We start from the raw sequence: 21313 nt of genomic DNA on the forward strand, positions 1-21313 counted from the left end.
GGGTAATGTCGGCGCATGACCCCGTCGCAGGCCCGCTTTCCCGTCGTTGATGCCCATGCAACCTGCGCCCTCGCGCAGCGTTTCGGCACGATCCTCGGGCCAGGCGACGTGCTGCTTCTCGAAGGCGAGATCGGCGCGGGCAAGACGCATTTCGCCCGCTGCCTGATCCAGTCGCTGCTCACGGTCGCCGAGGACGTGCCCTCGCCCACCTTTACCCTTGTCCAGACCTACGACACGCGCAGCGGCGAGGTCTGGCATGCCGACCTCTATCGCCTGTCCGATCCCGACCAATGCGCCGAACTTGGCCTGACCGAAGCGTTCAACAGCGCGATCTGCCTGGTCGAATGGCCCGACCGGCTGGCAGAGCTTGCGCCCGACACCGCACTGACCCTGACATTTGCCCCCGGCCCGGCCGAGGAGTCCCGCATCATCACGCTGCGCTGGACCGATCCGCGCTGGGACCCGCGTTTGGCACAGGTCGCGGCATGAGCGATTTTCTGACCAGCGCAGGATGGGCCGGGGCCACCGCCACGCCGATTGCCGGGGACGCCTCCGCACGCCGCTACACGCGGCTGACCGACGGGGCCAGAACCGCGATCCTGATGCAGGACCCGGAGGGCGACGTGAGCGTCTTTGCGCGGCTGGCCCGGCACTTGTCTTCGATGGGCCTGAGCGCGCCGCAGATCCTGGCCGAGGATGCCGCGAGCGGGCTGCTGCTGATCGAGGATCTGGGCGATGCGCTCTTTGCGAAATGCGTGGCCGAGAACGCAGCACTTGAAGGCCCGCTTTACATCCTCGCCACCGACGCGCTCTTGCTGCTGCACCGGCACCCTTCCCCCGACGACCTGCCCGTGGCCGACGCGGGGACGCTGGCGCAGATGACCGACCTCGCGTTCGACTGGTACGCCCAAAGGGCCACCGGCCAGCCCGCGAACACCGCCCGCGACGCCTGCATCGCGGCCCTGCAGGATGCCCTGGCCAGACACGCACCCGAGACGGACGTGATGATCCTGCGGGATTACCATGCCGAGAACCTGCTGTGGCTGCCCGACCGATCCGGGCCCGCCCGCGCGGGTCTGCTGGATTTTCAGGACGCCTTGCAGGGCCACCGCGCCTACGATCTTGCCTCGCTTGTGACCGACGCGCGGCGCGACGTGTCAGCCCCGGTAGCCGAGGCCGCGATCCGCCACTATCTGGACGGGTCAGGCCTGTCTGACGCCCCGTTCCGCGCCGCTCTGGCCGTCCTCTCGGCGCAGCGCAACCTGCGCATCCTGGGGGTTTTTGCCCGGCTGGCGGCCACACGCGGCAAACCGCATTACGTCGACCTGGTGCCCCGGGTCTGGGCCCACCTCATGCAGGCACTCGACCATCCGGCCCTGGATGAGGTCGCGCCGATCCTGCGCCGCGGGCTGCCCGCGCCGACCCCCGCGATCCTCGACAGGTTGAAGTCCGCATGCCCGACGCCGTGATGCTCTTTGCCGCCGGGTTCGGCACTCGCATGGGGCCGCTCACCGCCGACCGGCCCAAGCCGCTGATCCCCGTGGCGGGCCGCCCCCTGATCGACCACGCGCTGGCGCTGGCCGACGACTTTGGCCCGCTGCGCCGCGTCGCCAATGCACATTATCACGCCGACATGCTGGCCGCGCACCTGGCCGATAAGGACGTCACCGTCTCGCGGGAAGATCCCGACATCCTCGACACCGGCGGCGGGCTGCGGGCGGCGCTGCCACTGTTGCGCGCCGACACGGTCTTCACGCTCAACACCGATGCGGTCTGGTCCGGCCCGAACCCGCTGCGGCTGCTGGCCGAAGTCTGGGATAGCGACCGGATGGACGCGCTTCTGCTGTGTGTGCCGCTGGCCCGCGCGATCGGGCGGCAGGGCGGCGGGGACTTCACGCTTGCCGAAGATGGCCAGCTGCACCGCACGGGCGATCTGGTCTATACCGGCGCGCAGATCGTCAAGACGGACGGGCTGGCGCAGATCTACGACCCGGTGTTTTCGCTCAACAGGCTTTGGAACGACATGGCGCAAAGGGGCCGCCTGCACGGGCTGCGCTATCCCGGAACCTGGTGCGACGTGGGCCGCCCCGAAGGCATCGCGCTGGCCGAAAAGCTGCTGGACCGGGGCGATGTTTGACCCCAGCGATCAGCCGCGCGTCTTCGGCCTTGCCCCCGGCGTGGATTTCCCCGCCGCGCTGGTCAAGGGGCTGCGCGACCGCCTGAAAGGTCGCCCGCCCGAGGCGATGGCCCGGGTCGAGCTGATCGTGAACACCCGGCGCATGGCGCGGCGCATCCGCGAGATTTTCGAGGACGGCACGCCGGGGTTCCTGCCGCGGATCCGCCTGCTCACCGATCTGGACGATGCCGCCCTGCGCGCCGACCTGCCCGCCCCCGTGTCACCCCTGCGCCGACGGTTGGAGCTGGTCGGGCTGGTGTCGGAACTGCTGACCCTGCAGCCCGACCTTGCCCCCCGCGCGGCACTGTACGATCTGGCCGACAGCCTGGTCGCGCTGATGGACGAGATGCAGATCGAAGATGTGCCGCCCGACCGCATCGCCGCGCTGGACGTGACGGACCAGTCCGGCCACTGGGCCCGCGCGCAACGCTTCGTGGCCATCGTACAGCAGTTCTTTGACACCGCCGATACCGCGCCGGACCCGTCCGCGCTGCAACGGATCGCACTGGAACAAAGGCTGATCCACTGGGCGCAGACCCCGCCGACGCATCCGGTGATCCTGGCCGGGTCAACCGGATCGCGCGGCACGACGCTGCGGCTGATGCACGCGGTGGCGCGGCTGCCGCAGGGGGCGGTGGTGCTGCCGGGGTTCGATTTCGATCTGCCGGGGGGCGTCTGGGATCATCTGACCGACGCGCTGACCGGCGAGGATCATCCGCAATTCCGATTTGCCCGGCTGATGCAGACGCTGGATCTACCGCCCGAGCGGATCGGTCCCTGGGCCGACACCGCACCGCCCGCGCCCGACCGCAACCGCGTGCTGTCGCTGGCGCTGCGCCCGGCGCCCGTGACCGATCAATGGCTGAGCGAAGGGCCATCCCTGCCGCCGCTGACCGATGCGACGCATGGCCTGACCCTGGTCGAGGCGCAATCGGCGCGGGACGAGGCGCTGGCCATTGCGCTGCGCTTGCGCCAAGCGGCGGAGGACGGGCAGACCGCGGCGCTGATCACCCCTGACCGGATGCTGTCGCGTCAGGTGACCGCGGCGCTTGACCGCTGGGGCATCCTGCCAGACGACAGCGCAGGCACGCCGCCGCAGCTGACCCCGCCGGGGCGGTTTCTGCGCCACGTCGCGGCGCTTTTCACTCAGGACCTGACCGCCGAGGCGCTGCTGACGCTGCTCAAGCACCCGCTGACCCACACCGGAAGCGACCGCGGCAATCACCTGCGTCACACCCGCGATCTGGAGTTGCATATCCGCAAGCAAAGCTGGCCCTTTCCCGAAGCCGACAAGATCGTCGCCTGGGGAGACGCAAAGGAATGCGGCGACTGGGCGCGATGGGTCACAGCCTGTTTCTGTCTGCCGCCTGTCAACGGCGATCAGCTGCTGACCGACTGGCTGGACCGGCATCTGGACCGGGCCGAACGCATCGCGGCGGGATCGGCGTCGGACGACGGCTCCGAGCTTTGGGCCCAGACCGCCGGGCGCGAACTGCGCGGCATCGTCGATGAGTTGATCGAGGAATCGCCGCACGGCGGTCGGCTGGACGGGCGCGACTACGCGGATCTTTTCGGCGCGGTGCTGGCCCGGGGCGAGGTGCGCGACCGCGACGCGCCGCATCCGCATATCCTGATCTGGGGCACACTCGAGGCGCGGGTGATGGGGGCCGACCTGCTTATCCTGGGCGGCCTCAACGAAGGCACCTGGCCGGAGATGCCTGCCGCCGATCCCTGGCTGAATCGCAAGATGCGCTTTGATGCCGGCCTGTTGCTGCCCGAACGGCGCATCGGCCTGTCGGCGCATGACTTCCAGCAGGCCTTTGCCGCGACCGAGGTCTGGCTGACGCGCGCGGCGAAATCCGACGATGCGGAAACCGTGCCGTCGCGCTGGATCAACCGGCTGACCAACCTGCTGCGCGGCCTGCCTGACCGCGCGGGCCCCGAGGCGCTGGAGAAGATGACGCGGCGCGGCGATCACTGGCTGGGCCTTGCCCGCGCGATCGAGGCGCCGCTGCCGTCGCCCCGCGCGCCGCGCCCGTCGCCGGTGCCGCCGGTGGACGCGCGGCCCCAAAGCCTTTCGGTGACGCGCATAAAGCACCTGATCCGCGACCCTTATGCGATCTACGCGCGTTCGGTCCTGCGGCTCTATCCGCTCAACCCGCTGCAGCGCGCGCCCGATGCGATGCTGCGCGGCACCGTGGTGCACGAGGTGATGGAGCAGTTCCTGAAATCGACCCTGACCGGTGACCGGTCGCTTGCCGCCGACGCGCTGATCGCAGAGGCCCGCGAGGTGCTGGCGCAGCACGTGCCTTTTGCCACCATGCGGCACCTCTGGCTGGCCCGGATCGCGCGCATCGCCGATTGGTTCGTAACCTCGGAACAGGCGCGACAGGCCACCGCCACACCGCATTTCGACCGGCTCGAGGTGTCGGGAAAGGCCGTTCTGGCCGATCCGCCCTTCACGCTGACGGCCACGGCCGACCGGATCGACCTTGATGCGCGCGGCAATGCGGTGATCTACGATTACAAGACCGGCAAGCCGCCGGGCAAATCCGAACAGAAGTTTTTCGACAAGCAACTGCTGCTCGAGGCGGCGATGGTCGAACAGGGTGCCTTTGCCCCGCTGACACCGCGACAGACCGAACGCGCGGCCTTCATCGGGTTGGGCAACCCGCCCACGGAAATCGCCGCCCCGCTGGACGAAACCCCTGCCGCGCAGGTCTGGGAGGAATTTCAGACCCTGATCGCCGCCTATTTCCACCCCGACAAGGGCTTTACCGCGCGCCGCGCGATGCTGAAGGAAACTGACACTTCCGACTTTGACCAACTGGCCCGGTTCGGCGAATGGGACACCGCGGAAGCGCCCGAAAGGCTGGTGCTGGAATGAGAGACGACGCCACAGACCGGCAGGTGCAGGCGGCGCGGCCCGACAGATCCACCTGGCTGTCGGCGAACGCAGGCTCGGGCAAAACCCGGGTGCTGACCGACCGCGTGGCACGGCTGCTGCTGGACGGTGTGCAGCCCGAACACATCCTCTGCCTGACCTATACCAAGGCCGCCGCGTCCGAGATGCAGAACCGCCTGTTCAAGCGTTTGGGCGCCTGGGCGATGCTGGCGGATGCGGCGCTGGCCGACGAACTGCGCCAACTTGGGGTCGAGGTGGAGCCGACGCAGGCGTTCCTGCGCCGCGCCCGCACGCTTTTCGCGCGTGCCATCGAAACCCCCGGCGGGCTGCGCATCCAGACGATCCATTCCTTCTGCGCCGCCCTCTTGCGCCGCTTCCCGCTCGAGGCGCAGGTCAGCCCGCAATTCGCCGAGATGGAGGACCGCGCGGCCGAGCTCTTGCGGGCGGACATCCTTGACCGCCTGTCGGACGGGCCCGAAGCGGGCGTGGTGGCCGATCTTGCACAGCATCTGACCACCGACACGCCCGAGGATCTGCTGAAGGAAATCGCCGGGAACCACGACGCCTTTTGGCCGCCGCGCGCGCCGGGCGATATCCGGGCGCTTTACGGGCTTGGTCCCGATGCGGACGACGCGCAGGTACTGGCCTCGGTCTTTCTGGGCGGCGAGATAGCGTTTCTGGCAGAGTTGATCGCAGCCCTGTCGGCCAGCGGCAGCACCGACCAGAAAGCCGCCGCCAAGCTGCGCGAGGTGCGGGGGGCGGATCTGCCGGGCCTGCTGGCGCTGGAAGCTGCGTTCCTGGTCAAATCCGGTGACAATCTTGGCAAGATCAGTTCGCGCGCCGTCACCAAGGGCATCCTGAACGGTCCGCTTGGCGCGCGGCTGACGGATCTGATGCGCCGGGTCGAGGCGGCCCGCGATCAGCGGCTCGCCCTTGCCGCTGCGGACCGTGACCTTGCGCTGCACCGCTTTGCGCAGGTGTTCCTGCCCGCCTATGAGGCCGAAAAACAGCGCCGTGGCTGGCTGGATTTCGACGATCTGATCGACAAGGCGCGGCAGCTCTTGTCGGATGCGCGGGTGGCGGAATGGGTGCTTTACCGGCTGGACGGCGGCATCGACCACATCCTTGTTGACGAGGCACAGGACACCTCGCCCCGGCAATGGCAGGTCATCGAACGGCTGGCGCAGGAATTCACCGCCGGTGAAGGCGCACGCACGGACGTGCGGCGCACGATCTTTGTCGTGGGCGACAAGAAGCAGTCGATCTACAGCTTTCAGGGGGCCGATCCGCGCGAATTCGACCGGATGCGCGACGATTTCGCTGCCCGTCTGGCCGCCACCGACCAGCCGCTGCGCGATCTCACTCTCGAATACAGCTTCCGCTCGGCCGACCCGATCCTGCAGCTGGTCGATCACACCTTTCCGGGGCGCGAAGCGGCGGGGTTCTCTGCCGACCAACGCCACCGCGCCTTCAAGGCCGCGATGCCGGGGCGTGTCGATCTGTGGCCACATATCGCCAGCACGCCCGAGGAAAAGGACGGCGACTGGTTCGATCCGGTGGACCGGGTCAGCGAACGGCACCACAGCGTGCTTCTGGCGCAGCGCATCGCCCGGTTCATGTCCGACACGATCGCGGCCCGCACGCCGCTGCCGGTCGAGATCGGGCAGACCGGCGAATACGAGGCACGGCCCATCACGGCGGGCGATTTCCTGATCCTGGTGCGTGGCCGGTCGCGGCTTTTCTCGGAGATCATCCGCGCCTGCAAACAGGCGGGCCTGCCCATCGCCGGGGCAGACAGGCTCAAGGTCATGGCGGAACTGGCGGTGCGCGACATCGGCGCGCTTCTGTCCTTTCTCGCCACGCCAGAGGACGATCTGGCGCTGGCCACGGCGCTGCGGTCGCCGCTTTTCGGCCTGTCGGAACAGCAGCTTTTCACCCTCGCCCACCGGCGCGGCAAGGCTTACCTCTGGGAACATCTGCGCCAGAACCGGGACACCTATGCGCCCGTGCTGGCGGTGATCGACGATCTGCGCGGTCAGACCGATTTCCTGCGGCCCTTCGACCTTATTGAACGCATCCTGACCCGCCATCAGGGACGCAAGCGCCTGCTGGGGCGGCTGGGGGACGAGGCGGAAGACGGCATCAACGCGCTGCTGCAACAGGCGCTGGCCTACGAGCAGACGCAGGTGCCGTCGCTGACCGGCTTCCTGCAGTGGATGCAGACCGACGATCTGGAAATAAAGCGCGCCGCCGACAGCGCCGGGGGCCGGGTGCGGGTGATGACGGTGCACGGGGCCAAGGGGCTCGAGGCGCCGATCGTCATCCTGCCCGACTGCGCGCAGCCCCGCACCGGTCTGCGGGGTCAGCTTCTGGGCGGCGACGGCGGCGCGGTCTGGAAGGCGCGCAGCGACGCCATGCCAGAGCTGCACCGCAACCGCGAAGAGGCAGCAAAGGCAGCCGATGCCCGCGAACGGGACCGGCTGCTTTACGTGGCGCTGACCCGGGCAGAAAAGTGGCTGATCGTCGCCGCGGCCGGGAACCTCGGAACAAAGGGGGAGTCCTGGTACGATCAGGTGCAGGCGGGTATGGACGCCACGGGGGCCGTGCCCGCGACCTTCGATTTCGGCGATCTTGGCAGCGGCGAGGGGCTGACATTGGGGCAGGCTGATTGGTCCGGCCTCTCGATGACCGACATCGCCAAGGTCGAGACGCCCGACATCCCCCTGCCTGACCTCTTCCAGCGGCCGCCCCCGCCGCCTCAGGACCCCCCGAAGGCTCGCATCGCATCGGATCTGGGCGGGGCCAAGGCCCTGGCGGGGCCGGATGGCGATGACGAGGACACCGCGACACGGCGTGGTACGCTGATCCACCTGCTGCTGGAACACCTGCCCCAGGTGGCCCCGCCTGCGCACGAAACCTTTGCGCGGCGTGTCCTGCAGACCGCGCGGATGGGCGTCACCGACGCCGAAGCGCCGGCGCTGATCGAAGAGGCGCTAGGCGTGCTGTCGACCCCCGCGCTGGCCCCCCTTTTCGCACCGGAGGCCCTGACCGAGGTGCCGCTGACCGGTGACATCGCGCCGCTGGGGCAGGTCTTCGGCGTGATCGACCGATTGCTGATCACGCCGGAAAAGATCACGGCCGTGGATTTCAAGACCAACCGGACCCTGCCGACCGCGGCCGCCGACTGTCCCGAAAGCGTGCTGCGGCAGATGGGGGCCTATCATGCGCTGCTGGCAGCGCTTTATCCCGGCCGCGCGATCGAGGTCGGCATTCTCTGGACCCGCAGCGCACACTACATGCCGCTGCCCCACGCGCTTGTGACACAAGCCTTGGCACGCGCCGCCACACCTTGACGCTGCCGCTCGCGGTTCATAGGTTCGATCAACGCCGAACGTCCCCCACCGATTCAGGAGAACAGGACCATGTCCACCGTAGCTGTCACCGACGCCACCTTTGATGACGAGGTGAAGAATTCCGACGTCCCCGTCGTTGTCGATTTCTGGGCCGAATGGTGCGGACCGTGCAAGCAGATCGGCCCGGCGCTTGAGGAACTGGCGACCGAATATGGCGGCAAGATCAAGGTTGCCAAGGTCGATGTCGACCACAACCCCAACACCGCCGCCCAGATGGGCGTGCGCGGGATCCCGTCGCTGTTCATCTTCAAGAACGGCGAGATCGTGTCGAACCGCACCGGGGCCGCCCCCAAGGCCGCGCTCAAGGGCTGGATCGAAGAGTCGATCTGAGGCTTTGACGAGCCTGAGTTGCAACGGCCCCGCCCCGCGCGGGGCCGTTTGCGTTTGGACGCTCAGCCAAAGGTGATGTCGCCCAGTCGCGCCAGACGCCGCAGCCTTCGCCCCTGCCCCTTTGACCGCTCCAGAACCCGGGCCGGGATCGCGGCCCAGTCCATGAGCACGCGGATGCGCAACAGGTACTGCACCGACGGATCGTCCGGCCCCACGAGGTCGTAGCATTCGAAGAACGCGGCCAGCAGGGTGGGGTCGATCACCTCGCCCCTCGGCACCGCGTCGAGATCGCCGAACACGCCGACGTAGTGCAGCAGGAACCGCGCGATATCAAAGCCGACGGGCGCGGTGTGCAGGGCCGAAAAATCGATGCCCCAGCTGCGGTCGCCGTCCAGCAGGATGTTGCGGAGGTGCAGATCGCCGTGGGTCGCGGCGGACAGCGTTTCGCGCCCTTCGAAATGCTGGGCCAGCGCAATTGCCGCCGCGCCGTGACGGTGAAACGCGGCGCCTTTGGGCAGGTCGATCTTTCCCGACCGGTCCTCTTCCAGCAGATGCGCCACGTGATTGCGCATGAACCGCGGCTGGTAGGTGCGCGGCTCCAGCCCGCTGGTGCGGTGAAACGAGGCGATCCAGCGCCCGGCGCGGCGCAGGCTGTCCGCCGCGTCCGCGCCCTCTGCGATCAGGTCATAGACGGTCTGACCGGGGGCGGCCCGCATCAGAACGGCGCGGGCGGCGGCATCGAATTCCAGCACCTCGGGCACGGCTTCTGGCAGGCCCGCCATGGCCTCGGCCGCGCGGATCTGCGCCTCGACCAGCGTCTGGAACGGTTTCGGGTCGCGCGGGCGGTAGATGCGTTTTAGGATCAGCGCCTCGTCCGCGCCTTCGTACCGCTGCACGATGTGGTCATGGGTGAGCGTACGCTTGCGCCAGTCTCGGGTCGGGGCAAAGCTGTCGGGATCGCGCCCCGCCGCCGTCGCAAGGCGATGCCAGACCGCGCTGTCGGACAAAGACTTCATGTCAGATCAAGCCCTTAAGCGGCCATGGTTGCAAAGCCAAAACATTGCACAGATATAGAGCGGAAAGGAAGGTGTGGATATGGAACAAAGCGATTTCCCCGGCTGGCACGGCACGACGATCATCGGCGTGCGCAAGGGTGGAAAGGTGGTTGTTGCCGGCGACGGCCAAGTCAGCCTGGGCCAGACGGTGATCAAAGGCACCGCCCGCAAGGTCCGGCGGCTGTCGCCCGGCGGGTATGACGTGGTCTGCGGCTTTGCCGGGTCCACGGCGGATGCCTTTACCCTGCTCGAACGGCTGGAGGCCAAGCTCGAGGCGACACCGGGGCAGCTGCAGCGCGCGAGCGTGGAGTTGGCCAAGGACTGGCGTACCGACAAGTACCTGCAAAAGCTCGAGGCGATGCTGATCGTGACCGACGGTACCGACCTTCTGATAATCACCGGCGCGGGCGACGTTCTCGAGCCCGAGCATGACATCGCCGCCATCGGGTCGGGCGGCAACTTCGCTCTGGCGGCCGCGCGCGGGCTGTACGACGGCGACCGCGACGCCGAGGACATCGCCCGCAGCGCCATGGCCATCGCCGCCGACATCTGCGTCTACACCAACGGCAACCTGACGGTCGAAACCATCGGGGGGTAAGAATTTTGCAAAAAATTCTTGGCCGTTTTCTTTGAAAGAAAACGGCGCCGCCCGCACCGTCGCGAAAGGACATCCCATGACTGACCTCACCCCGCGCGAAATCGTCTCGGAACTCGACCGGTTCATCATCGGCCAGAAGGACGCCAAGCGTGCCGTCGCCGTCGCCCTGCGCAACCGCTGGCGCCGCAAGCAGCTCAAGGACGATCTGCGCGATGAAGTCTATCCCAAGAACATCCTGATGATCGGCCCGACAGGTGTCGGCAAGACCGAGATTTCGCGCCGTCTGGCCAAGCTCGCGCGCGCGCCTTTCATCAAGGTCGAGGCCACGAAGTTCACCGAGGTGGGGTATGTCGGGCGCGACGTGGAACAGATCGTGCGCGATCTTGTCGATGCCTCCATCGCGATGACGCGCGACTACATGCGCGAGGATGTCAAAGCCGCTGCGCATCAGGCCGCCGAGGAGCGGGTGATTTCCGCCGTCGCGGGCGAGGACGCGCGCGAAGGCACGCGCGAGATGTTCCGCAAAAAGCTCAAGGCCGGCGAGTTGGACGATACGATGATCGAGCTCGAGATCGCCGAAACCCGCAATCCGCTCGGGCAGATGGACATCCCCGGCCAGCCCGGCATGGGCATGATGAACCTGGGCGAGATGTTCGGCAAAGCCTTCGGCCAGCGCACGACCCGCAAGCGGATGACCGTGGCGCAAAGCTACGACATTCTGATCGGCGAAGAGGCTGACAAGCTTCTGGACGACGAGACGGTCAAGACCGCGGCGCTTGAAGCGGTCGAACAGAACGGCATCGTCTTTCTGGACGAGATCGACAAGGTCTGCGCCAAGACCGACACCCGGGGCGGCGATGTCAGCCGCGAAGGCGTGCAGCGCGACCTGCTGCCGTTGATCGAGGGCACGACCGTCAGCACCAAGCACGGCGCGGTCAAGACCGACCATATCCTTTTCATCGCTTCGGGCGCGTTCCACATTGCCAAGCCGTCGGACCTGTTGCCCGAACTGCAGGGCCGCCTGCCCATCCGGGTGAACCTGCGCGCGCTCACCGAAGAGGATTTCGTGCGCATCCTGACCGAAACCGACAACGCCCTGACCCTTCAGTACAGCGCGCTGATGGCCACCGAAGAGGTCACGGTGACCTTTACCGAGGATGGCATCGCGGCCCTTGCGCGGATCGCGGCAGAGGTGAACACCTCGGTCGAGAACATCGGGGCGCGCAGGCTGTACACCGTGATGGAGCGGGTGTTCGAGGAGTTGAGCTTCAACGCGCCTGACAAGGCGGGGGAAGAGATCACCGTCGATGATGCCTTTGTCGAAAAGCATCTCGGCGATCTCAGCCGCTCCACCGATCTCAGCCGCTACGTGCTCTAGCGGCTGGCCCTGTCCGAAAGGGTCGGCACAGGCTTCGGCGTGTTTGGCCGGCGCGGGGATCGGGGCCTGCCCCGAGAGTGAACATCACAGTCTGGATCGCGACCCTTCACTGCCCGACAGCAGCACCATTCTGCTGTCAGGCGGGCAACGGTTCGCGCCGGGGAATGTGACAACCGACTGAATTTATTCACTGAAATAAGTCACTTATGTTTATTTAGACGCGCCCGAACATACGGTCTTGACGCATGAGATTTAATAAAATCTTATAATAATACTATTAAACGGAAGCGGCACAGAACCTGACTTCCGGACTATTTTGGGAGGACTACCATGAACTTTTTGAAGCCCGCTGCGGGTGTCGCAGTCGCATGCCTGATGGCCACCGCCGCCTATGCGCAGGATTACACCATCGGCTTTAGCCAGGTCGGGTCCGAAGGCGACTGGCGACCGGCATTTTCCAAGAACATGCAGGACGAGGCCGGGACATATGGCGTCGATCTGAAATTTGCCAACGCCCAGGGCAAGCAGGAAGAGCAGCTGCGCGCCGTGCGCGCCTTTATCGCCCAGGGGCTTGACGCGATCATCATCGCGCCGGTGGTCGTCACCGGCTGGGAAGACGTGCTGGAAGAGGCAAAGGACGCCGAAATCCCGGTCTTCCTTGTCGACCGCGACGTCGATGTCGAGGACAAGTCGCTTTATGTCACGCGCATCTCGGCGGACTTCAACCTCGAAGGCAAGCTGGCCGGTGCCTGGCTAGCCGCCGAAAGCCTTGGCAACTGCAAGATCGTCGAAATGCAGGGCACGACCGGTTCCGCCCCGGCCATCGAACGCAAGGGCGGGTTCGAGGCGGTCATCGACCAGTTCCCAGCGATGGAAATCGTCCAGACGCAGTCGGGCGACTTCACCACCGAAGGCGGCAAGCGCGTGATGGAGGCATTCATCAAATCCACAGACAACCTCGACGGCATCTGCGCTGCCTTCGCCCATAACGACAACATGCAGCTTGGTGCGATCCAGGCGATGAAAGAAGCCGGTTTGAACCCGGGCGAAGACGTGCTGATGGTGTCCGTGGACTATGTGCCCGCGATCGTCGACGCGATGGAGGCGGGCGAGGCCAATGCGTCGGTCGAACTGCGCTCGGCCGTGGCGGAGTTCATCTATCCGGTGATCACCGATTACCTGAAAGAGCCGACAGAGCTCGAGAAATGGATCGTGATCCCGTCCGATCTGCACGTCGCCGGGTAAGACACCCGCCACCCGTTGCATGAGGATGCAGCCCGCTCGCCCCCCGTTTCGGGGGCGAGCCTTGGGTCTGACGTGACATCCCAAGACCCTTTCCGAACCGAAGGACGCGCCGCCGAATGACCGCCGAGCCAACACCTGCGACCCGCATGACCGTGCGCGGCATACGCAAGGCCTATCCCGGGGTTCTGGCGCTGGACGACGTCGACCTTGATCTTTACCCGGGCGAGGTGCACGCGCTTCTGGGCGAAAACGGCGCGGGCAAATCGACGCTGATCAAGGTCCTGACCGGTGCGCTGCGCAGCGACGCGGGCGACATCGCGCTCGACGGGCGGCGTGTGTCCTTTGCCAAGACCGGTGACGCGCAGGACGCGGGCATTTCGACCGTCTATCAAGAGGTCAACCTGATCCCGGCGATGTCGGTGACGCAGAACCTGACCCTGGGAAAAACCGGGGGCCGCTTTGGCGTGATCTCGTGGCGCGCCGCCCGGCACCAGGCGCAGGCCAAGCTCGACCGGCTTGGCCTCAAGGTCGATCCGGAACGCGCAGTGGGCAGCTATTCCGTCGCGGTTCAGCAGATGATCGCGATTGCCCGGGCGCTTGATGACGACACCACCGTTCTGGTGCTCGATGAACCCACGGCCTCGCTCGACGCGCAGGAAACCGCGTCGCTTTTCGATGTGCTGCGTGCGCTCAAGGCCAAGGGGATCGCAATCGTCTTCATCACGCATTTCCTTGACCAGGTGTACGAGGTTTCGGACCGCATCACCGTGCTGCGCAACGGTCGGAAGGTCGGCACAGGGCTGGCCGCCGACATTTCCCGGCAAGAGCTGATCGGCATGATGATCGGGCGCGAGCTGGGAGAGGCCGAAGAGGCCGTCGCCCGCCGCCACGGCGACACGCAAGGTCAGGTAGTGCTTGAGGCCGACAGCGTCGGACGCAAGCGCGTCCTGGAGCCTTTCGATCTGACCTTGCGTGCGGGCGAGGTCGTGGGGCTGTCGGGCCTGCTGGGGTCGGGCCGGACGGAACTGGTCAAGCTCATCTTCGGGGCGATCGCCCCCGACAGCGGCAAGGTCGCGATGACGGACGGCACCGCAGGCAGCAATCCGCGCGCATCGCTCAACGCGGGCATCGCGCTGTGCCCCGAGGATCGCAAATCCGAAGGACTGGTGGGCGAGCTGTCGATCCGCGAGAACATCATCCTGTCCATGCAGGCCAAGCGGGGCTGGCTGCGCAAGGTATCGCAATCCGAACAGGCCCGCATCGCGAACGAGATGATCGCCGCGCTGGCGATTGCGACGCCGGACGCGGAAAAGCCGGTGCGGCAGCTGTCGGGCGGGAACCAGCAGAAGGTCGTACTGGCGCGGGCGCTCGCCTCGACCCCGCGGATCCTGCTGCTGGATGAACCCACGCGCGGCATTGACGTGGGCGCGCATGCCGAAATCCTCACCCTGATCCGAAAGCTGTGCCAGGACGGGCTTGCGCTGCTGGTCGCGTCCTCGGAAATCGACGAGGTCGTCGCCTCCTCGGACCGGGTCGTGGTGCTGCGCGACCGGCGCAAGATCGGCGAACTGACCGGCGACGACATCACACGCGACAGGATCGTGACAATGATCGCAGGTGACCATGGCTGATACCAACCGACCCGGATTGCTGAAACGTATGCTGGGGGGCCGCGCGATCTGGCCACTACTGGCGCTCGCCGTCATCCTGATCGTCGACGGCTTCATCTCGCCGGGATTCTACGACATCCGCATCGTCGAGGGGCGGCTTTTCGGCAATCTGATCGACATCCTTTACCGTGCGGTGCCGACCGCGCTGGTGGCGCTTGGCATGGCCGTGGTGATCGGCACCAAGGGCATCGACCTTTCGGTCGGCTCCATCGCCGCCATCGCGGGGGCGATGATCGCCTGGCGCATCCAGGCGGGCGATCCGCATGGCGTGGTGCTGATCTATGCGCTGGCAGCGGCGGTGGCCTGCGGCGCGTGGAACGGGTTTCTTGTCGCCGTCCTGGGCATCCAGCCGATCATCGCCACACTGATCCTGATGGTGTCGGGCCGGGGAGTGGGCATGCTGATCAACCTGATTTACGGCGGCACCGACCCCAGCTTTCAAAGCGCGTTCCTGCAGGGCCTGTCGACGGGATCGATGTTCTACATTCCGACCCGCCTTTTCGTCTTTGCGGGCATCGCGCTCGCCCTGTGGCTGGTGATCCGGCGCACCGCGCTTGGCCTGTTCGTGGAGGCGACGGGCGGGAATGCGGCGGCGTCGAACCTTGCGGGGGTGAATGCGCGGCTCGTGACCTTTGGCGCCTACGTGATCTGCGGCCTCATGGCGGGCTGGGCCGGGGTAATCCTGACCGCCGACACCCACACCTCGGACCCGGTGTCCGTCGCGCTTTATATCGAGCTTGATGCCATTCTTGCCGTGGTGATCGGCGGCGGGTCGCTGGCGGGCGGGCGGATCTATCTGGGCATGACGATCATCGGCGCACTGGTGATCCAGGCACTGACCACCTCGATCCTGATCTCGGGCCTGCCGCCGGAATACAACCTCATCATCAAGGCGCTGGTGGTGCTGTTCGTGCTGGTCCTGCAATCCGACGCCGCGCGCAGCGGGATCATGTCGAACGTCTGGAAAAGATCATGATGGCGACGCTTCTCAACAAGAAATACCTGCCGTTCATCGCCACCGTCGCGGTCTTTGTCGCGATCTTTCTGATCGGCGGCGCGATGTACAAGAACTTTCTGTCGATGCGGGTGCTGGGCAACATCCTGGCCGACAATTCGTTCATCATCATCGCCGCCATCGGCACGACCTTCGTGATCCTGTCGGGCGGCATCGATCTTTCCATCGGATCGATGATCGGCTTCGTCGGGGTCTGCATGGCCGTGCTGGACAGCATGGGGTTCGATCCGCTGACCACCTCGATCCTGATGCTGGTCTTCGGGTTCTGCTTTGGCGCCTTCCAGGGCTGGGTGATCGACGCGCTGGATATCCAGCCCTTCATCATCACGCTCGCGGGTCTGTTCCTGCTGCGGGGCCTGTGCTTCATGGTGACGATCAATTCGGTGCCCATCACCCATGAGTGGGCGGATCTTTATACCGACATCCGCATCAGGCTGCCGGGAAAGGGGCTGTTGCGATCCTCGGCCATCGTCATGCTGATCAGCCTGGTGGTGGCGATCTTCATCGCGCATTTCACGCGCTTCGGGTCCAACGTCTATGCCATCGGCGGCGACAAGGAATCCGCCCGGCTGATGGGGGTCAACGTGCGCCGCACCACGGTGCTGGTCTATGCCACCGGCGGCATCTACGCAGCGCTCGCGGGCATCGTCTATGCGCTTTACACTAAGTCGGGCTATCCGCTGGCGGGCTCCACGCTCGAACTGTCGGCCATCGCGGCGGTGGTTCTGGGAGGCACGCTTCTGACCGGCGGGGTCGGCATGGTGGCGGGCACCCTTTTCGGCGGCATGATCTTGGGCTTGATTTCAACGCTGATTATCTTCAATGGTTCGCTCAATTCCGCGTGGATCCTGATCAGCAGCGGAGTATTGTTGTTCGCGTTCATCGTCATGCACCGGTTCCTGGTCGGTTCATTCCACCTGCGTGACTAGAGAGGCAGTGCGATTTGACGAAGGCCGTCCAGAGAAGTCTCCGCGACAGAAGTCAGGAAGCCGCGTCGCTTTTGTTCGCGCCTCACACAGCACAGACGAACCTCGTCAACACGCTGGGTTGCGAGATCGTGGCCGGGATCTATCCCGAAGGTGCCGCCTTGCCGAAAGAGGCGGCGATGCTGGGCCGGTTCGGCGTGTCGCGCACGGCACTGAGGGAGGCGTATTCCAAGCTTATGGCCAAGGGGCTGGTCGAAGCGCGGCCCAAGGTCGGCACGTCCATCCTGCCGCGCGCCAATTGGAACATGCTCGACCGCGACGTGCTGGCCTGGCACCTCAAGACCAAGCCCGCGGAAGAGCTGGCCACCGATCTTTACACCCTGCGCCGGATGATCGAGCCGTCGGCCGCCGAACTGGCCGCCAGCAGCCGGACCGAAGATGACCTGACCAAGATCACCACGGCGCTTGCGGCGATGAAGGCGAACGCGACCGACGAAGCGGCGCTGGTCGAGGCGGATTTCAGCTTTCACGTCGCGATCCTGAACGCGACGCACAACCCCTTCATCAATGCGTTTTCGTCGCTCATCCGCGCCGCCATGCTGTCGGTTTTCGAGATGTCGTGGCGCGGGGCCGAAGTGATCAAGGACACGCGTCTGCAACAGCACGAACTGGTGGCCGACGCGATCCGCGACGGTCAGCCGGCGGTAGCGCGCGAGCGGATGCAGGAGCTTCTGGACGAGTCGATCAAGGACGCAAGGGCGGTCTGCGACACCGAGGCGCGCAATCCGCGCTGAGGCGTGTTCAAGGCGATCTATTCCGAAATCGGATGAAAACAGGCAACGCTCGTTTTCTCGCCAAGCCGGGCCAGGTTCGGCGTTTCCGTCCGGCACTTTTCGGTCGCGCGCGGGCAGCGTGCCGCAAAGGCGCAGCCGGGCGGCGGGTTCAGCGGGTCAGGCAGTTCGGTGCCTTCCGCCTCGGGCGGGGTCAGCGGGCGACCAACCACCGGCGCGCTTTCGGCCAGCAGTTTCGTGTAGGGATGCCGGGGCGCGGCGAAAACCTCGACCGCCGGACCAACCTCGACCACAGAGCCGAAGTAGAGCACGGCGATCCGGTCGCTCACCGCTTCGACCACGGCCAGATCGTGACTGATGAAAAGATAGGTCAGATCGAATTTGCGGCGCAGATCGGCCAGCAGGTTCAGCACCTGCGCCTGCACCGACACATCCAGCGCCGACACAGGCTCGTCCAGGATCAGGATGCGCGCATTGGCGGCAAGCGCCCGGGCGATCCCGATCCGCTGGGCCTGGCCGCCGGAAAACTCGTGCGGGTAGCGGTCGAGGAATTCCTCGCGCAGGTTCACGCTGTCGAAGATCTTCGAAATGCGCTTGCGGCGCTCGGGCGCGGGCATCCCGTGAAGGCGTTTGAGCGGTGCTTCCATGATCTGGCGGATGGTCTTGCGCGGGTTCAATGACGAAATCGGGTCCTGAAACACATACTGGATGCGTTTGCCGAACTCGGCCGGGTCGGCATTGTCGAGCGCCGCGCCCTCGATTTCGATCTGGCCGGTGGTGGGTTCAAGCAGCCCCACGAGCATCCGCGCCAGCGTCGATTTCCCGCACCCGGATTCCCCCACGATACCCAGCGTTTCACCCTGCCGGACGCGCAGGCTCAGCGGGTGCACCGCCTTGACCGATCCGGTCGGGTTGCCGAAAAGCGACCGCCCCACGGGGAACGTCTTGGACAGGTCGGTGAGTTTCAGGGCATCGGTCATTCCGCGGCCTCCTTGCTGTCCACGGGATGCAGGCAGCGGACCGCCTGGCTGCCCACCTTGTGCAGCGCGATCTCGCCCGCGCGGCAGTCGGGCTGCACCCGGTCGCAGCGGTCGGCAAAGGCGCAGCCGTCGGGCAGCTTGTCCACCACCGGCGGCAGGCCGGGGATCGCCTCGAGCCGCCGCTTGCCGCCGCCCAGTTCCGGCACGCAGGCCATCAGCCGCGCGGTGTAGGGGTGGCGGGGCGCGTCGAGGATGTCGGTCGTCCTCCCCTCTTCCACGATCCGGCCCGCGTACATCACCGCGACCCGGTCGCACAGCTGCGCCACGACGCCGAAGTCGTGGGTGATGAACACGATGGCCAGTCCGCGCGACCGGCGCAGATCATCGAGGATCGTCAGAACCTGCGCTTGCACCGTGACGTCAAGCGCGGTGGTCGGCTCATCCGCGATGATGATGTCGGGATCATTGGCCAGCGCCATGGCGATGCCGACACGCTGGCGCATGCCGCCCGACATTTCGTGCGGGTAGTCGCTGATACGCTTTTCGGCATTGGGAATGCGCACCGCTTTCAAAAGCTCGACCGCCTTTTCGCGGCCCTCGGCCTTGCCGATGGGCCGGTGCGCGCGGATCGCCTCGATCAGCTGATCGCCGACGCGATACAGCGGGTGCAGCGTCGCCAGTGGATCCTGAAAAATGTAGGACACGTTGCGCCCGCGCATGTCCCGCAGACGGCGGTAAGGCGCACCGATCAGATCCTCGCCGTCGTAGTAGGCCGCACCGCCGGTGACGACACCGGGGGGCGAGGCGACAAGGCCCATGATCGACAGCGCGGTCACCGATTTGCCCGACCCGCTTTCGCCGATGATGCCCAGGCATTCGCCCTTTTCCACATGCAAGTCGACCCCGCCCACGGCGCGGTAGATGCGGTTCTTGACGTGGAACTGTGTTTGCAGCGCCCTGACCTCCAGCAGGCCCGTGCCCGTGGCAGGCGGCGGCGCCTCTGCGCGGTCCACCCGCGTCGCCGCCATGGGGCGCGACAGGGCACCGGATTTCAGCCTCGGGTCCAGCGCGTCGCGCACCCCGTCGCCCAGCAGGTTGATCGACATGACGATCACCAGGATCATCATCCCCGGCACGATCGAGGTGTGCGGATTGGTGATCAGCGCCGAACGCGCCTCGCCCAGCATGGAGCCCAGGTCGGCCTGTGGCGGCTGGCTGCCCAGGCCCAGGAACGACAGGCCCGCGGTTTCAAGGATCATCCAGCCGATGGTCGTCGACATGGCGATGACGATGACCGGGATCACGTTGGGCAGGATCTCCGACAGGATGATGCGGCTGTCGGACAGACCGGCAAGCCGCGCGGCATCCACGAATTCCTTGTTGGCGATGCCCACGGTGATGCCGCGGATGTTGCGTGCGAAGAACGGCACGTTGACGGCGGCGACAGCGATCAGCGCATTCATCAGCCCCGGTCCAAGCGCGGCGACGATGGCCAGAGCCAACAGGATGTAGGGAAAGGCCATCAGCATGTCGACGCCGCGCATGATGATATTGTCGGAGCGCCCGCCGTAATAGCCCGCGACGATGCCGATGGCGGCGCCGATGGTCGCGGCGACGATGGCGGCGGCAAAGCCCACGGCAAGGCTCAGCCGCGTGCCCCACATCAGGCGCGACAGCAGGTCCCGGCCCAGATGGTCGGTGCCCAGCAGCGCGCCATCGGACAGGATCGGCTGGAACCGGTTCGAGGTGTTCGTCACATCCGGATCTGCCAGCGGCAAAAGCGGTGTGATCAGCGCCAGGATCACGACCACCAGCAGCACGATCCCGCCCGCAAGTGCCAGCCGGTTCCGCGCCAGCAGAAAGAAGAACGCCCTCACGTCTTGATCCTCGGGTCAAGCAGGCTTTGCGCCACGTCCACCGCGATGTTGAAAAGGACATAGCAGGCGGCGACAAAGACCACCCCGCCCTGCACCAGCAGGATGTCCCGCTTGAGGATCGCGTCGACCAGCATCCGGCCGACGCCGGGCCACTGGAACACGATCTCGATATAGACCGCGCCCGACAGCACAAATCCGGCCTGGATGCCCAGCACCGGAATGATCGCGACCATCGCCGCCTTGAGCGCATGGCGCCAGATCACGCCGCGTTCGTGCACGCCTTTGGCGCGGGCGGTGCGGATGTAGTCCTGCCGCAGCACCTCGAGCATGGCGGAACGGGACAGGCGCGCGATGACGCCGGTCGCGACAACGGCCAACGCGAACGCAGGCATGGCAAGATGCGTCAGCAGCACCGGCAGGGTCCGGTCGCCGTAGATCGGCCACATGCCCGACACCGGGAACGAGCGCAGGTTCACGGCGAAGAACAGGATCATCATCATGCCAAGAAAGAAAGACGGGATCGAGATGCCCAGAAGCACCGCAAAGGTGATGGCCTTGTCGGCCCAGCCGTACTGGTTCGCGGCCGAGATGACGCCTGCGACGACCCCCAGGATGGCGCAAAGCACAAAGGCGGTGCCCGCCAGCACGAGCGTCGCGTTGAAGCGTTCAAGCACCTCGTCCAGCACCGGGCGGTTCAGCGCGAACGAGGTGCCGAAATCGCCCTGAAGCATGTTGCCCAGCCAGATGAAATACTGCTGCACCAGGGTCTTGTCCAAGCCCAGGTCGCGGTTGAGCTTTGCGACGTTGTCGGGCGTGGCATAGCTGCCCAAGATCGCCGTTGCCGGGTCACCCGGGATCATCGCCATGATCAGGAAGACGATGATCGTAATCCCCAGCAGCACCGGGATCGCGGAAAGCAGACGCTTGAGAATATAGCCGGTCACCATCGCCCCC

At 66.1% G+C, this 21313-nt stretch carries 17 protein-coding genes; 13 read left to right on the forward strand and 4 right to left on the reverse strand.

The window, feature by feature from the left end:
* The first annotated feature begins 15 nt into the window (after positions 1-15).
* The 6 genes from tsaE (at position 16) to trxA (ending at position 8824) form a co-directional block, all read left to right on the forward strand.
* The gene (gene tsaE / locus ACOXXX_RS09880; RefSeq protein WP_422826407.1) at positions 16-489 is read left to right on the forward strand and encodes a tRNA (adenosine(37)-N6)-threonylcarbamoyltransferase complex ATPase subunit type 1 TsaE; all 474 of its coding nucleotides are present in this window, start codon (positions 16-18) and stop codon (positions 487-489) included.
* Entirely contained in the window at positions 486-1469 is a 984-nt protein-coding gene (locus ACOXXX_RS09885) for an aminoglycoside phosphotransferase family protein (RefSeq protein WP_422826408.1), read from the forward strand. Before tsaE ends, ACOXXX_RS09885 begins: the two co-directional genes overlap by 4 nt.
* Positions 1454-2137, forward strand: coding sequence for a nucleotidyltransferase family protein (locus ACOXXX_RS09890; RefSeq protein ID WP_422826409.1), 684 nt, complete (start codon positions 1454-1456; stop codon positions 2135-2137). Before ACOXXX_RS09885 ends, ACOXXX_RS09890 begins: the two co-directional genes overlap by 16 nt.
* Positions 2130-5063: a double-strand break repair protein AddB gene (gene addB, locus ACOXXX_RS09895; protein WP_422826410.1), complete on the forward strand. Its 2934-nt coding sequence runs from the start codon at positions 2130-2132 to the stop codon at positions 5061-5063. Before ACOXXX_RS09890 ends, addB begins: the two co-directional genes overlap by 8 nt.
* The gene (gene addA / locus ACOXXX_RS09900) at positions 5060-8434 is read left to right on the forward strand and encodes a double-strand break repair helicase AddA (RefSeq protein WP_422826411.1); all 3375 of its coding nucleotides are present in this window, start codon (positions 5060-5062) and stop codon (positions 8432-8434) included. Before addB ends, addA begins: the two co-directional genes overlap by 4 nt.
* Positions 8435-8503: 69 nt before the next feature.
* Positions 8504-8824, forward strand: coding sequence for a thioredoxin (trxA, locus tag ACOXXX_RS09905; RefSeq protein ID WP_422826412.1), 321 nt, complete (start codon positions 8504-8506; stop codon positions 8822-8824).
* Between the two features lie 62 nt (positions 8825-8886).
* On the opposite strand, the gene ACOXXX_RS09910 is transcribed toward trxA, so the two are convergent.
* The gene (locus ACOXXX_RS09910) at positions 8887-9840 is read right to left on the reverse strand and encodes a phosphotransferase (RefSeq protein WP_422826413.1); all 954 of its coding nucleotides are present in this window, start codon (positions 9838-9840) and stop codon (positions 8887-8889) included.
* Positions 9841-9919: 79 nt separating this feature from the next.
* Here ACOXXX_RS09910 and hslV point away from each other — a divergent pair, with 79 nt between their 5' ends.
* From hslV to ACOXXX_RS09945, 7 genes are all read left to right on the forward strand, one after another.
* Positions 9920-10477, forward strand: coding sequence for an ATP-dependent protease subunit HslV (gene hslV, locus ACOXXX_RS09915; RefSeq protein WP_422826414.1), 558 nt, complete (start codon positions 9920-9922; stop codon positions 10475-10477).
* Positions 10478-10553: 76 nt separating this feature from the next.
* Positions 10554-11855 (forward strand): ATP-dependent protease ATPase subunit HslU, encoded by a 1302-nt coding sequence (gene hslU, locus ACOXXX_RS09920; protein WP_422826415.1) that lies wholly within the window; start codon positions 10554-10556, stop codon positions 11853-11855.
* 330 nt (positions 11856-12185) lie between these two features.
* Positions 12186-13100, forward strand: a complete 915-nt coding sequence (locus ACOXXX_RS09925; RefSeq protein WP_422826416.1) for an ABC transporter substrate-binding protein — start codon at positions 12186-12188, stop codon at positions 13098-13100.
* Between the two features lie 116 nt (positions 13101-13216).
* The gene (locus tag ACOXXX_RS09930; protein ID WP_422826417.1) at positions 13217-14731 is read left to right on the forward strand and encodes a sugar ABC transporter ATP-binding protein; all 1515 of its coding nucleotides are present in this window, start codon (positions 13217-13219) and stop codon (positions 14729-14731) included.
* Positions 14724-15746, forward strand: a complete 1023-nt coding sequence (locus tag ACOXXX_RS09935; RefSeq protein WP_422826418.1) for an ABC transporter permease — start codon at positions 14724-14726, stop codon at positions 15744-15746. Before ACOXXX_RS09930 ends, ACOXXX_RS09935 begins: the two co-directional genes overlap by 8 nt.
* Entirely contained in the window at positions 15743-16714 is a 972-nt protein-coding gene (gene yjfF, locus ACOXXX_RS09940) for a galactofuranose ABC transporter, permease protein YjfF (RefSeq protein WP_422826419.1), read from the forward strand. The genes ACOXXX_RS09935 and yjfF overlap by 4 nt, the downstream gene beginning before the upstream one ends.
* 71 nt (positions 16715-16785) lie before the next feature.
* The gene (locus tag ACOXXX_RS09945) at positions 16786-17505 is read left to right on the forward strand and encodes a FadR/GntR family transcriptional regulator (protein ID WP_422826420.1); all 720 of its coding nucleotides are present in this window, start codon (positions 16786-16788) and stop codon (positions 17503-17505) included.
* Positions 17506-17522: 17 nt separating this feature from the next.
* Here the strand turns inward: ACOXXX_RS09945 and ACOXXX_RS09950 are convergent, their stop codons facing one another.
* Genes ACOXXX_RS09950 through ACOXXX_RS09960 form a run of 3 tightly spaced genes read right to left on the reverse strand, consistent with a single transcriptional unit; the run spans position 17523 to position 21303 of the window.
* A complete protein-coding gene (locus ACOXXX_RS09950) occupies positions 17523-18482 on the reverse strand; it encodes an ABC transporter ATP-binding protein (protein WP_422826421.1) in 960 nt (319 codons plus the stop codon).
* A complete protein-coding gene (locus ACOXXX_RS09955; RefSeq protein ID WP_422826422.1) occupies positions 18479-20359 on the reverse strand; it encodes a dipeptide/oligopeptide/nickel ABC transporter permease/ATP-binding protein in 1881 nt (626 codons plus the stop codon). The genes ACOXXX_RS09950 and ACOXXX_RS09955 overlap by 4 nt, the downstream gene beginning before the upstream one ends.
* Positions 20356-21303 (reverse strand): ABC transporter permease, encoded by a 948-nt coding sequence (locus ACOXXX_RS09960; protein WP_422826435.1) that lies wholly within the window; start codon positions 21301-21303, stop codon positions 20356-20358. Before ACOXXX_RS09960 ends, ACOXXX_RS09955 begins: the two co-directional genes overlap by 4 nt.
* Positions 21304-21313 lie beyond the last annotated feature (10 nt).

The sequence above is a fragment of the Thalassococcus sp. BH17M4-6 genome (genome assembly GCF_049323015.1).
Taxonomy (GTDB): domain Bacteria; phylum Pseudomonadota; class Alphaproteobacteria; order Rhodobacterales; family Rhodobacteraceae; genus Puniceibacterium.